The organism is Roseofilum sp. KMC-1 (assembly GCF_057802075.1).
This window is the reverse complement of the sequence record NZ_CM173605.1, coordinates 2665517-2678787: the sequence shown is the minus strand read 5'-3', so window position 1 is coordinate 2678787 and position 13271 is coordinate 2665517. Positions and strand designations below refer to the sequence as shown.

Annotated in this window: 10 protein-coding genes; 2 read left to right on the top strand and 8 right to left on the bottom strand. The window is 47.4% G+C overall.

Going from position 1 to position 13271, the window contains the following annotated elements; all coding sequences use genetic code 11:
- Positions 1–133: 133 nt before the first annotated feature.
- Positions 134–1942: a proline--tRNA ligase gene (gene proS, locus AC3FZD_RS12575; protein ID WP_488736359.1), complete on the bottom strand. Its 1809-nt coding sequence runs from the start codon at positions 1940–1942 to the stop codon at positions 134–136.
- A gap of 150 nt (positions 1943–2092) precedes the next feature.
- On the opposite strand from proS, the gene AC3FZD_RS12570 reads away from it, so the two are divergent.
- Together AC3FZD_RS12570 and AC3FZD_RS12565 are read left to right on the top strand one after the other, a co-directional pair.
- Complete coding sequence (locus AC3FZD_RS12570) at positions 2093–2263, top strand: hypothetical protein (protein ID WP_488736358.1); 171 nt, start codon at positions 2093–2095, stop codon at positions 2261–2263.
- Positions 2264–2533: 270 nt separating this feature from the next.
- Complete coding sequence (locus AC3FZD_RS12565; RefSeq protein ID WP_488736357.1) at positions 2534–3370, top strand: Uma2 family endonuclease; 837 nt, start codon at positions 2534–2536, stop codon at positions 3368–3370.
- A 49-nt stretch (positions 3371–3419) separates the two neighbouring features.
- Here AC3FZD_RS12565 and AC3FZD_RS12560 read toward each other — a convergent pair whose 3' ends face one another.
- From AC3FZD_RS12560 to AC3FZD_RS12530, 7 genes are all read right to left on the bottom strand, one after another.
- Positions 3420–4607, bottom strand: a complete 1188-nt coding sequence (locus tag AC3FZD_RS12560) for a glycosyltransferase family 4 protein (protein ID WP_488736356.1) — start codon at positions 4605–4607, stop codon at positions 3420–3422.
- Between the two features lie 97 nt (positions 4608–4704).
- Positions 4705–6081 carry an MFS transporter gene (locus AC3FZD_RS12555; protein WP_488736355.1) on the bottom strand — a complete coding sequence of 459 codons (1377 nt, stop codon included), beginning with the start codon at positions 6079–6081 and terminating at the stop codon, positions 4705–4707.
- 12 nt (positions 6082–6093) lie between these two features.
- Positions 6094–6942, bottom strand: coding sequence for a DNA repair protein RecO (gene recO, locus AC3FZD_RS12550; RefSeq protein ID WP_488736354.1), 849 nt, complete (start codon positions 6940–6942; stop codon positions 6094–6096).
- A 34-nt stretch (positions 6943–6976) separates the two neighbouring features.
- Entirely contained in the window at positions 6977–7657 is a 681-nt protein-coding gene (gene deoC / locus AC3FZD_RS12545; protein WP_488736353.1) for a deoxyribose-phosphate aldolase, read from the bottom strand.
- A 103-nt stretch (positions 7658–7760) separates the two neighbouring features.
- On the bottom strand, positions 7761–9053 hold the full coding sequence (locus AC3FZD_RS12540) for a sensor histidine kinase (RefSeq protein ID WP_488736352.1): 1293 nt from the start codon (positions 9051–9053) through the stop codon (positions 7761–7763).
- Complete coding sequence (locus tag AC3FZD_RS12535) at positions 9043–11793, bottom strand: ATP-binding protein (RefSeq protein ID WP_488736351.1); 2751 nt, start codon at positions 11791–11793, stop codon at positions 9043–9045. Before AC3FZD_RS12535 ends, AC3FZD_RS12540 begins: the two co-directional genes overlap by 11 nt.
- A 9-nt stretch (positions 11794–11802) precedes the next feature.
- Positions 11803–13257 (bottom strand): ABC transporter substrate-binding protein, encoded by a 1455-nt coding sequence (locus AC3FZD_RS12530; protein WP_488736350.1) that lies wholly within the window; start codon positions 13255–13257, stop codon positions 11803–11805.
- Positions 13258–13271 lie beyond the last annotated feature (14 nt).

Below are 13271 nucleotides of genomic sequence, written 5' to 3'. Positions count from 1 at the left end.
CTGACAGAATAAATGATGAGCTTAGATCCTGTCTGCATCCCTAAAATTTAGGCACAGTCCAGAAAGTCCTCATTTAGCGATGAACTCTCCTATGGTACTGTGCCTGTTTGAAAATGTCTCACTGATGCGGTTTTTAGGGGTTTAAAGCCGTTTGAATCCGATCTTGGAGAACCGAAACTACTTGGTCTAGAGCCACTTCCTCAGAAGCGAGGGTTGCTCGCTCTACACACTCTACTTTACCAGATTTGATGGCTCTGCCGGTGACTAAGCGATAGGGAATGCCAATTAAGTCGGCATCTTTGAATTTTACCCCGGCTCGCTCATTTCGGTCATCGAGTAAGACTTCTATTCCCGCTTGTTGCAAGTCTTGATAGAGCTTTTCGGCAACGTCCATCTGTTGAGAATCGGTAATATTGGGGACACAAATGATTACCGTATAGGGGGCGATCGCCACCGGCCAAATGATGCCATTTTTATCATAGGACTGTTCCACCGCAGCTTGGGCGAGGCGAGATACGCCCACCCCATAACAGCCCATAAAACAGGGCAATTCTTCCCCCTGTTCGCTGGTAAAGGTGGCATTCATGGCTTCAGAATACTTAGTTCCCAACTGGAAAATATGACCGACTTCAATCCCTCTGGCAGTTTGTAATATTTGATTCGGGTCATGCACAGCGCGATCGCCCGCTTTTGCTGTTCGCACATCCACAATGCGATCGGGTAAAATAAACTGTGCGCCCCAATTTGCACCCACCACATGATACCCTGTCTCATTGGCTCCCGTGGCAAAATTTTGCAGATCCACTGCCGTTTTGTCTACCAAGCGTAGAAACTTGGGCGCTAAATTCTCCTGTTGCGTAATATACTCATCCCCTAATCCCGGATCGATATACCCCAAGGGTAAAGGTTTTGCCGCCCATTTGCTCTGCGCTTCCGGATCGGGAACGGTGAGGGCTAAAACCGCCTTCGCGCCGTATTCTGGAGCCAGAGCAGTCAACTCATTGGAGAGCTTCACCTCATTCACCTCTTGATCGCCGCGAATACTCACCAGCACCAATACCGTCATGCCGTTATCATAAACGGTCTGATACAGTACATTTTTTACCGTATTGGTCGCATCACAACTAAGGGACTCGCACAGGGTGGCAATGGTGTTCGTATTCGGCGTTTCCACCTTTTTATACTCTGTAAATGGAGAGGGTTGCGCCTCAGCCGGAAGAGAAACAGCCTTTTCTACATTGGCTGCATACTGGCTATCTTCCGTGTAAAGAACCTCATCTTCTCCGGCATCAGCCAATACCATAAACTCCTGGGAAACACCACCGCCAATAGCTCCAGAGTCCGCTTGCACCGGTTGGAACTTGAGACCGCAGCGCCGCAGCATATTCCGATAGGCCCGATCCATATCTTGATACGTCTGTTGCAAACTTTCCCGGTCAGTATGAAAGGAATAGCCATCCTTCATGATAAATTCTCGACCCCGCATCAGGCCAAACCGGGGGCGAATTTCATCCCGGAACTTGGTTTGAATTTGATACAGATGAACCGGTAATTGCCGATAGGAACGAATCATATCACGGGCGATCGCCGTAATCACCTCCTCATGGGTAGGCCCCAACCCCAACTCCCGCTTTTGCCGATCCTGCAACGCAAACATGATCCCCTCAGCTTTCGTATAGGTATCCCACCGTCCCGACTCTTGCCAGAGATCCGACGGTTGGAGTTGGGGTAGCAAACATTCCTGGGCCCCCGTCGCATTCATTTCCTTGCGTACAATTTGGGAGACCTTTTGCAAAACCCGCCACATTAGGGGAAGATAAGCATAGAGTCCGCTACCAATTCGACGAATATATCCCGCCCGAACCAACAACTTATGGCTGGGAATTTCTGCTTCTGCTGGGTCATCTCGCAGGGTATTAAACAGCATTTGTGACAGTCGCATTCTGTATTGCTCCCATTTAGACCAATTTATTATTATCTCATAAGAGCGATCAAACATTAAACCTTAAGTTTGATCTCCATGATAAGGGTGGTTACTGATTACAGTAAATTATTGCTATAGTGGATGTATATCTTACCACTACAGCATAAAATGAATACACTTACTCCATCTAACACAAAACCCTTATGTTGGTTTGAGTCAGGCGAATCCTTAGAGTGGATTACCGAACAGTTACAAAAGACCGATCACACTATTCGGATTGCTACAGCTTTTTTTACCATTAAAGGCTGGAAGTTGAACGAATTTGCAGCTTATATTTAATTCCAGAAAATGAAGATGATTTTACTACGCTGTTTTAAAACAAGGGGATGAGAAACCGGGTTTCTCGATTCAAGATCGGCGCACTTGTCGATTTTCCCGCCCCGTTGGGCCCAGCAATAACAATTAATTGTGGCATTAAGATCTGTACCCTTAACAATACAAGAATCTTAAACTCATTAGGCAACCGTTTCAAACTCTGATAAATCACGGGCATAATCCAGAGGGGAAATTCAGTTATACTGTGATAACCGAGTGTTGAGGGAAAAAGCCATGTCAGTCCAACTTATTGACGAAAAATTACCTCAGACTGAACCACAAGCAGAAGAAGTCATTCCCCTTCCGCCAACCGACTTACCTTACGACGACGGAGAACCCTTGGAAAGCAACCGCCATCGCATCGCCATGAATGTCTTGATTGCCTCCTTACATCAAGCCTACCAAGGACGCAATGACTATTACGCGGGTGGGAATATGTTCGTCTACTACAGTAGCGCACAAGCACGAAACCAGGATTTTCGCGGCCCCGATTTTTTTGTAGTCTTAGATGTAGATGGAACCCTTGAGCGCCGCAGTTGGATCTTGTGGGAAGAGCAAGGACGGTATCCCGATGTGATTGTGGAATTGATGTCTTCTTCAACGGCACAAGTTGACCGCAATCAGAAGAAAGAATTGTATGAAAAAGTCTGGAAAACTAACGATTATTTTATCTACGATCCGTTCGACTCTGAGTCATTACAGGGATGGAATTTAAGCGGAAAGCGCAAGTATGATGAAATAGCGCCAAACGATCGCGGCTGGCTATGGTGTGAGAGTTTGGGTTTATACTTGGGAACCTGGAATGGGGAGTTGATGAAAGAAAATGCCCCTTGGTTGCGCTTTTATGATGCTCAGGGTAATTTGGTACTGTTGCCGGAAGAAGTGGCAGTGCGAGAACAAGAAAGAGCCGATCGCCAACAAGAAAGAGCCGATACTGCTGAATTAGAGCTAGAGAGCGAACGCCAGGAAAAAGAAGCCGAGCGACAAAGAGCCGATCGCGCAGAATCCGATTTACAACAACTCCGGGAAAAACTCCGACAGTTAAACATCGATCCCGATACCCTATCGTAAGTCGCCTGCCCTCATCCCCCACTGAGAGAGGGCTATAGGGAGAGGGCACTTAATTCACCAAACTCCCATAAGCAGCATCATTACCCTGTTTAATCACCTCATCATAAAGCTGTTCCACCTGAGAAATATTACGATTCAGGGTATAGCGCTCTAGTACCCGTTGCCGAGCCTTTTGTCCTAGCATAACACTGAATTCCGGATGGTCTCGAAACAAAGGCAGCAAAGTTTGTAACTCCGTGGTAACGCGGTTTGCGTTCAAAATCACCCCTGCACCCTTTTCTAAAACCTCACCATCCGCCCCCACATCCGTTGCCAGACAAGCCGTTCCGCAGGCCATCGCCTCCAACAGAGACAGGGATAACCCCTCCACAAAAGAAGGTAAAATAAATACATCAGTTCCTCGTAAAATCTCTATCCGTTGCTGCTCATCCCCAATAAACCCCAACCAAATCACGCCCTGTTCTGAGCCATAAGAAGCGCTGAGGGCTGTTTTCAGGGGGCCAGTTCCCACGATCGCCAACTTACAGCCCGCACCCAAATCCGACATTTTCCAAGCCTTCAGCAGAGACTCCACATTTTTCTCGATCGCAATCCGTCCTTGATACAAAAATAACCGCTCTGCCTGCAAATCCTGCTTAATCAAAGACGGGCCGGGGGAATATTTCAGCGCATCCACCCCATTCGGAATCACCACCACTTTAGAAGCAGGAACCCCCAGCTTAATCAAAATCTCGCGCTGGATCTGAGAAAAAACAATCGTTTTATCATAATTAGCCAAACAAGGGGCATAGAGTTGATAAGTCAATTGTTGAGTTCCCGAAGAAAAATTACGCAACTTGCGGTCAAAGGCCGGATGAAACGTCGCCACCAAAGGTAAGTTGAGATCTTGGCAGATTTCCGGCAACAGAAAATCCAAAGGAGACAGGGTTAAAGACGCATGAACCAAATCCGGTTTTAGGGAATGGAGCGATCGCGCTAAAACCTTAGACGAACTCAACGTCGGAATCGTATAAATCGTCGATTTATACAAACAAGGAATCGATACTTCTGGACAATCCGGCCATCCTTTCCCAGACCCTTGACTGCTATTTGATAGCAGTTCCGCCAATCCATCCTCCGCAGCAAAATGAAAAAAGCTCACCTGATGTCCCCGATCGAGCAACGCATTCGTCACCTCACGGGAATAAGTGACATTACCACAGAAAGGAGATTTTTTACCAAGCCAAGCGATATGCATTCAATTGCCAAAAAGGGGATGGGGGGATAGGGAGATGGGAGGATAGGGGGTCTTTTGTCGTCCAAACTGCCGTATCGCCAACGATGGCCCGACATGATTAGGTAGGAGACGATCGCCCTGTATCTCGACCTCCTGTACGGAAAATATACCAGGTTGAGACTCCCCCTGCGAAGACCAAGAGGGCTAAAGCCAGTAAAACCAACTGAATGCCCAGCCAAGCTTCTGCCACACTCACCAAAGCCAGGGGAAAGCTCAAGGCAATATTAATGGCATTATTTTGGAGTCCGAACACCTTACCGCGCATCGCTTCCGATGTTTGGGATTGAATCGTCGTTTGCATGGGAATACCAATTAAAGCAGCCGATGCCCCTAAACAACTGATCCAAAACAGAGACCATCCCAAATATTGAACCGTAAACGACAAACCCACCAACGATCCAGCCATCCCCATCGATCCGATCAGGCTCAATTGGGCATTCGATCCCCAACCATGGCCAAATTCTCCCACCAGTGTAGCGCTAATGCCTAAACCGATACCGCCAGCAGCTAATAAAAAGCCAAATTGGGAGGGTTCCAGATTGGGAATTATTTCTGCAATACGCACCGCCAAAACAGCTAAAGCCGCAAAAATACAGGAGAGAATAATCAGTTGTAAAATCGCATTACGCACCCGATGGCGATCGCGCAAATACTGCAACCCATCCCGCAGATCCTGCAAAACATGGGGGTGTTCGTGGTCTGGGGGATAAGTATTTTCTTGGGTATTCACCAGCAACAAAATCAAACCCGCCAACAGATAAGCACCACCGACCAAGAATTCTTTACCCAGTTCACTATGGCCTAAAAGGGGAGCCAACCAGAGGCCAGCCAGATTGAGAAGCGGATCTCCGAGAGCAAACCCCAGGATAATTGAGGCCATCATCGTGGAAGTGTAGAGGGAATTGGCAGGCAACAGCAGATAGGGCTTGACAATCAGGGGAATGATCGCCTGTTCAGCAGGAGCAAAGAATTGAGTGAGGGTAGAGACAGCAAACGTAATCCCCAAGAGCAGGGCAAAGCCAAGGGGAATATCGATCGCCAAGTTAATACCCCTAGAGAGGCTTAGACACAAGGGAATCGTAAGCACAAACGCCCCCCGGAGTAAATTGGTCAGAACCAAGACCGATTTTTTCGGCCAGCGATCCACAAATACCCCCGCTAAGGAACCAAACAGAACCGCAGGAATGGTAAACGCAATCATGATCGCCGACACCCAACCGCTAATGCTTTGTCCCTGATGTTCAAAGTGGCTGGTAATAATCGCAATCATTAATACCAGATAGACTTTATCCGCTAACTGGGAAAAAACTTGACCGCTCCACAAGGTCAGAAAGTTGCGGTTTTTTAGCACTTTACCCAAACTCGGAGGGAGCGGGGGAGGATTGGGGGTAGGGGGTTGAGTGGGAATTTCTACATCGGTTTTGGATAGGGCCATAGGATTTAAGGTTCAGTGGTCTTTCGGCAAGTTAGCAAGGCAAGGTTCCATAAGGGTTGCGGCTCGGATCGGGCGATCGAAGTGATATTGGGCATAGGCACGCAGGAGGTTTTCTAGGGAAGTCCAGAGATTTTCTGTTCCTTGTTCTAGTTTAGGGAGTTCTGGCCCCGCTAGATGTTGTAGCGTCCATAATTGAGTGGCATTGAGGGAAAATTCTGTAGGTTGCCCCAATCGCCGCGACTGCTTTTGTACTTGATACCTAGCTCCAGATTCCTTAGCCTGAAATTGTTGTAGCTCTTTTTCCTGGCTCACAATGCCCCCGGAGACGAGATTAAATTGGATTTGCCAATGGGGATCGTGGAAATTAGGCGCGATCGCCTTTCCAGTACGGCAACACTGTTGCACTTGGGGGGCAATCCCCGCCAGGGCCAGCAGATGAAAGATCCCCTGGATCAGATGGGGTAAAGTAAGATTGAGACTGCTGGCTTCCAGGCGATCGAGATGGAGCAGCAGCAGATCGTAGAGGTCACTTTGGGGGCGATCTGTGAGAGCCTGACAGAGGACTAATTCAGCTAAGTATTGACTCGCCGTCAGTTTGAGTAAATGTTGACTTAATTTAGGATAAGATTGAATCGTTTGCGCCTGAATAATTTTATCGAGCGATCGCCCCTTCACCACCAACAACTCATTCACCACCAACAACCCACTGCGCCCCCCCAAACTCGATTTCGCTTTTCTTGCTCCAGGGGCGATCGCCCGAATTAACCCATATTCCGCAGTTAACACCGTTAACAACCGGTCAGATTCCCCCATAGGCATTCCCTTCAAATTAATACCCGTCGCCTTATACGTTTGACTCATAATATCAACATTAATTGTTAATTGTTCATTGATATTACCCCTCACCCATTACCCTATCCCGCTCCTCAATCAACATCATCCCCCGTGAAGTCCCTAATCTTGTCGCTCCAGCCTCAATTAAGGCATAAGCCTGTTCCACATTCCGAATCCCACCAGCAGCTTTAATCCCCACATTCCCATGGCTAATAGACTTCAATAACTTCACATCCTCCACCGTTGCCCCCCCTTGCCAACCCGTACTCGTTTTCAAAAATGCCACCCCCGCATCTAAACACAGCTCTGCGGCTAATCGTTTTTCAGCTTCCGTTAACACCGTCATTTCCAAAATCGCTTTCACCGTTTGCCCCGTTTCCTCGCAAATTTGGGCCATTTCCCGATGCACTTCTTCCGTTTTTCCCGCCTTCAGTAAACCAATATTCATCACCACATCCAATTCTACGGCTCCATGCTCAACCGCTTCCTGAGCTTCATAGAGCTTCACCCCTGGAGTCGTTGCACCCGTAGGAAAGCCAATCACCGTACACACTTTAGTCGGTTTGCCCTGCAAGATATCCGCCGTTTGCCGCACATAAACCGGAGATATACAAACTGTAGGAAAATTCATGGCCATTGCCTGTTCGCACCACTGTTGCACCTGCTCCGGGGTTGCTGTTGGATGCAACAGGGAATGTTCAATATAGTCAGCGATATCAATATCTGAATAGTTTAAAGCCATAATCCCTAGTGAGCCTTGATGAGGTTATTCTCTATTTTCCGGATAAAGGGGACACAAGGCAACCGGATGGGGGAATGGGGGACGAGGAAGATGACTCAACTCATTACTGATCAAAAGGAAGGGAAATCACAAATTCAGTTCCTTCTCCCAATTCTGAAAAACAAGTGATTGTCCCCCCATGTTTTTCTCTGACAATATCACAGGCGATCGCCATGCCCAAACCTGTTCCTTTTCCCACCTCCTTAGTCGTAAATCCCTGCTCAAAGATTTTAGCTTTTATCGGTTCTGACATCCCCATTCCATTATCCATAATTCTGATTATAACTTTATTTTTGTCTTCACTTATTTCGGTTTTAATAGTAATAATATTAGGCTCTTTCTCTATTTCTTCAAAAGACTTTTTTTGACTCTTTTCATCTAGGGTATCGATCCCATTCGCTAATATATTCATAAAGACTTGATTAAGCTGTCCCGGATAGCATTTGATTTCCGGAAGATCGCCATAATTTTTCACTACTTCAATAGCGGGGCGTTTATCATTGGCTTTCAGGCGATATTTTAAGATCATTAAGGTACTCTCAAGACCTTCATGCAAATCAAACTCGGTTTTTACCTCCATATCTGTGCGAGAAAAAGTTCGCAAAGATGTACTAATATTAGCAATTCGTTTCACTCCTTTTTGCATAGAAGCAATATTTTTGGGAATATCCTCCAGCAAAAAATCGAGATCCACGGATTGAATTGCTTCTGCCAGTTGAGGACTCGGTTCAGGATATGCTTCGCGATAGCCTTTAAAAATTTCCATCAGATCGACCAGACATTCCTGAAGCATACTAAGATTGCCCCCAATAAACCCCAAAGGATTGTTAATTTCGTGAGCAACACCAGCGACGAGATTCCCCAAGGTAGCCATTTTTTCCTGTTGAACCAATTGCATTTGCGACGATCGCAATTTTTCCAGCGCCTGGGTTAAATCAGCCGTGCGCTCCTGGACTTGTTGCTCCAGTTGTGCCATGAAGTTTCGCAACTGTAAATGAGTTTTCACTCGCGCCAGCATTTCCACCTCGCGAAACGGTTTAGTAATGTAATCCACCGCTCCCAAGTCAAATCCTTTCCTAATGCTCTCGTCATCGGATAGGGCAGTCAGAAAAATGATCGGAATGTTGGCAGTATCGGGGTTTTCCTTAATTTTTCGACAGGTTTCAAATCCATCCATACCTGGCATCTGAATATCCAGAAGAATGAGATCGGGAATATAGTTTTGTAAGCGCTTGAGGGCACGATCGCCACTGGTTACAGTCGCCACAATATAACCCGCAGGAGATAAGACATCCGCAACGACACGCAAATTAGCTGGTATATCGTCAATGGCTAAAATTTCGGCTTTATTGTCCATCAGATTCTCCTTCGCTGAGATATTGTTGTAGGATATTTTCAATCTCCTCAGTGGCAAATTGGTTGGACAGGTCGAGTAAGAGTTGGGCAAAAGGAATATAAGTCGAATCATTCCGAGCGAGTTCTTCTAAAGACTCACATAAATCTTTGATCCGATCTTGCTGGGCCAAATCCAATAGGGTTGTGAGGATAGAGGGTGCTGGCGGTACAATTTGGGTTGAAGTTGACTCACAGAGCGCGTCTGTATCCTCTAGGTCGTCATAAATCCATTGTAAATCCAAGCATTCCGAGATAGCTGCCAATAACTCTCGAAAATTGACAGGTTTGTTGAGGAAACAATCGCCCCCTGCATCCATGGCTTTATATTGATCGATTTCGGTCACCGATGCAGAAGAAACAATAATTTTGTGATGTTGCCAGTCCTGGGAACTCCGGATGTTTTGGATGAACTCAAAACCGTCCATGAGGGGCATAACGAGGTCGGTGATGACTAAATCGACTTGTACCTCCCGTAGTTTTTCTAAACCTTCCTGACCGTTTTCTGCTTCGATCATCTGAAAGCCGAGGGGTTCGAGTAAGCTGGAGAGAACGGTACGATTTTCCCAGCGATCGTCTACGACGAGGAGGGTGAGCCGATCGCCCTGGTAACCGATGATGCGATCGCGCCAGCGATACCCAGTATTATCACTTCCCCGCCAACCCATCTGTTGTACTGCCCAATCTAAAGCTAGGGGAAAGCACACCGAGAAGGAAAATTCGCTGCCCTGACCGAATTGGCTACTGACTTGAATTTTGCTCCCCATTAAGCCGATAATTTGCTGGGAAATGGCTAGTCCTAACCCAGTTCCTTCGGATTGTTTTTGGCGATCGCCGACTTGTTCAAAAGCTTGGAAGAGTTTGCTCAGATCGGCTGTGGCAATGCCGACTCCCGTATCAATGACTTGGAAAAGTAGGGTTGCAGTGGTTTCCGACTCGTCGAGAACATCGATCCGCAGAGTCACGGAACCGCGATCGGTGAATTTCATCCCATTGCCCAACAGATTGATTAACACCTGTCGCAGGCGTTTTTCATCGGCTTTCACCCCCTCCGGCAGTCGAGAACTGGGCTGATAAATGAAGTCAATTCCTTTTTGTTCCGCTTTAATTTTGCATATTTCCACCACACTTTGCAGCAGGGAGGGCAAATGAATGGCAGTAGGATTTAACTCCAGTTTGCGAGCTTCGATTTTGGAGAGATCCAAGACATCATTAATTAAAGTCAGCAAGTGAGAACCGCATTGGTAAATGATATTCACACCCTTACTATCTTTGTCGGAGAGGGTTTTAGAGCGTCCTAAAATTTGGGCGTAGCCAAGAATGCCGTTGAGAGGAGTTCTCAACTCATGGCTCATGTTGGCCAAAAATTCGCTTTTGGCTTGGTTGGCACTATCTGCTGCTTCTTTAGCCGCTTCCAATTCTAAGGTGCGATCGCGCACTTTTTCTTCTAGGGTATCGATTGCCGAGCGCAACTGCGCCGTCATGGTATTGAACGCGCGAGCCAATTGGCCAATTTCATTACCCGATTCTAGGTCTGCACGGGCGCTTAAGTTACCCTCGGCGATTTGCTTGGCAGTCTCAGTCAAGCGTTGAATGGGAGAAGAAATGACATTCGCCATGCCAAACCCTACACCAAGGGCGGCAAGAGTGGTTCCCAAAGCCAGCAGGAGATTATGGCTCGTTTGAATGTCTATTGGTTGCAGAAAAACGGATTTCGGACGCAAATAAGCGACTTTCCAAGGTTGGGTTTGGCTCAGGTGGATCGCGCCAGCATATTCTATTTCCTGCTGTTGAGAAAGAATGGTACTGAAGTAGGGGCGATCGGGGTTAAAATTGGCCGCCAATTTGTCAAATTCTGTTAGTTGAGTGGCACTCTCTTCTGCGAGGGAAGCGGGCAAGCGATAGGTTTCTTGTAACTGCTCAAGGGTTTCGGGTTCGACAGGAGCGAGAAATTGAAAGAGAATTTCTTGAGGCAGATTGCCATCATCTCGATAGCCTTGGGCCAAGCGCAAATTATATTCATCAAGCAGCATAGGAAAGGAAAAAGAACCGGCTAAATTATTACTTTCGAGGATCAGATATTGGAGTTTAGCCGCGCTGTACTGACTGCGAAGCACGCCAACGACTTCTCCGGTTTGGCGATCGCGGATCGATTGGCTGAAATATAAATAAGGCTGACCGTCAACTTCAGAAAATTCTACATGAGAAATAAAAGGCTCTCCCGTTTCTAGGGCAATTTGGAAATAGTCGCGATTGGACTCATCTCGTCCCATCTGAGAGGACTGGGTATCGAGGAGATTCTTGCCCTCGGTATCGAGCAGAGCGGAGGAAACCAAGAAAACTTTATCTTTGGCGATTAAACTATTTAAGGTATTGAGAGCCTGCTCTTTCAGCGTTTCAGCCGGGCTGGGTGTGGCTTGTAGATAGGCGGCCAGGATCTCCTGTTGCGCTTCGGTAAAAATAACCGTTAAATTGATGCGAATGAAGGCATCGAGGGTGGCAGCCGTTTGGGATGCGGCCGCATTCAGGGATTGATTGGCCGATGCAATCAAAGCGGTGCGCGTCGTCTGGTAGTTCCACCAAGCGAAGCCCGCAAGGGGAGTCAGAGCAATAAAACAAAATACGCCTAAGAGTTGATGGCGCAAGCTGTAATGATTGAAGAAATGCTCAATTCGCGAGCGAATCGTCCCAGGGATAGGGTTCATGGTATTGAGTTAGAGGGTTTCTGTTGCTCTGGCAGCCGCTTCTGCCATATTGTTTAGGGTAGTTTTGATGCTCTGTTGGTCGGTCATCAGTTTTCCCAGTTCTACAGGGAAGCGATCGAAACCCAAGTTAATCCAATTAGGATGGTGGGGTTCCGTTCCCATGCGATTTTCAATAGCATCTAGGGTAACCTGAAAATAATTGGTAACTTGCGGATTGTCTCCAAACCCCGCTTTCAATCGAGGATCGCTATAGGTGCTGCGGCGAGTGCTGTTGGTTTTAGCTAGAATCGCCGTGCGGGTGAGAATGTCGGCACTGGTGAGCCATTGCAGAAAGATCCAGGCGGCCTCTCGATTTTTGCTGTAGCGAGAGAGCGCTAGACTACTACCCCCTTGATGGCTGATTCCCGGCACTTCTCCAAAGCCGCATTGAGTGGAAGGACGCAGCGCCTTTTCTTGGGGACAAGGAGCAACGGCGACTCTTCCGGATATTTGGGAGCCAAAGGATTCTTCAAACCAGGGAAACCTTTCTCCCCAAGAGATAAACAGGGCGGCGCGACCTTGGCGAAAGGCTTCTCCTTCCCCATCCCAGTCCCAGGTTATGGCTTCGGGGGGAGCGTATTGTCGTTGAGCCAGCATGTATTCTAGGGCGGCGATCGCGCGATCGTCATTAATGGCTGGCTCTCCATTGGCATAATAAACTGACCCGCCATGGGCCCACAACCAAGCCGTCATATTACAATGCAAGCTATAATGCCCTAGCTTCCACTGGCCGACTGTTCCATAGACTTGCGGTGCTTTGGCTTCATTAATGGCTTGCATCGTCCCCAAGTAATCTGCCATCGTCGTCGGCACAGATAACCCCAATTCTTCCAAAATATCGGGGCGGTAGAACATGATAAATATGGGAATATCATAGGGGATGGCAGCCAACTGTCCTTTATAAGAGGCAACGTTAGCGACTAAAGAGGGGAAAAAATCCTCAAAATTGGTGTTCGGATATCGCAGCTCGCTGTTTTCCAGCAGTTCTTTGGGATTGACCCCAACCTCAAGAAAACGACCAATCCAAGCCTGATCCCAATACATGATGTCATAGGTTCCGGCTTCTCTGGCGATATCTTGCTCAATTCGTCCTAAAACGCGATGGAGGGGAAGTAGATCCCATTGCACATCGATTCCCGTTAGGGGAGTGAATTCGGTTTGCATTAATTCGCGAGCGACTCTTACACCCGGTACATCTTCTATTACCAATCGTAGAGTCGTACCAGAAAATCTTTTGCCTACGTCTTTGAGAAAGTGATAGGCATCAGTTCCTACAATACTTGCTGATTGGGAACCGCGAGTGGCTTCCAGGGATAATTGAACGGCAGAAGGGGGGGACAAACGGCGACAGGCATTCAATACAGAAGTTGCACTCCATCCCAACGCGGCTGATGTTCCCCAGCGCAGTATATCTCGTCTTTTCATGGTTTAACTCTTAA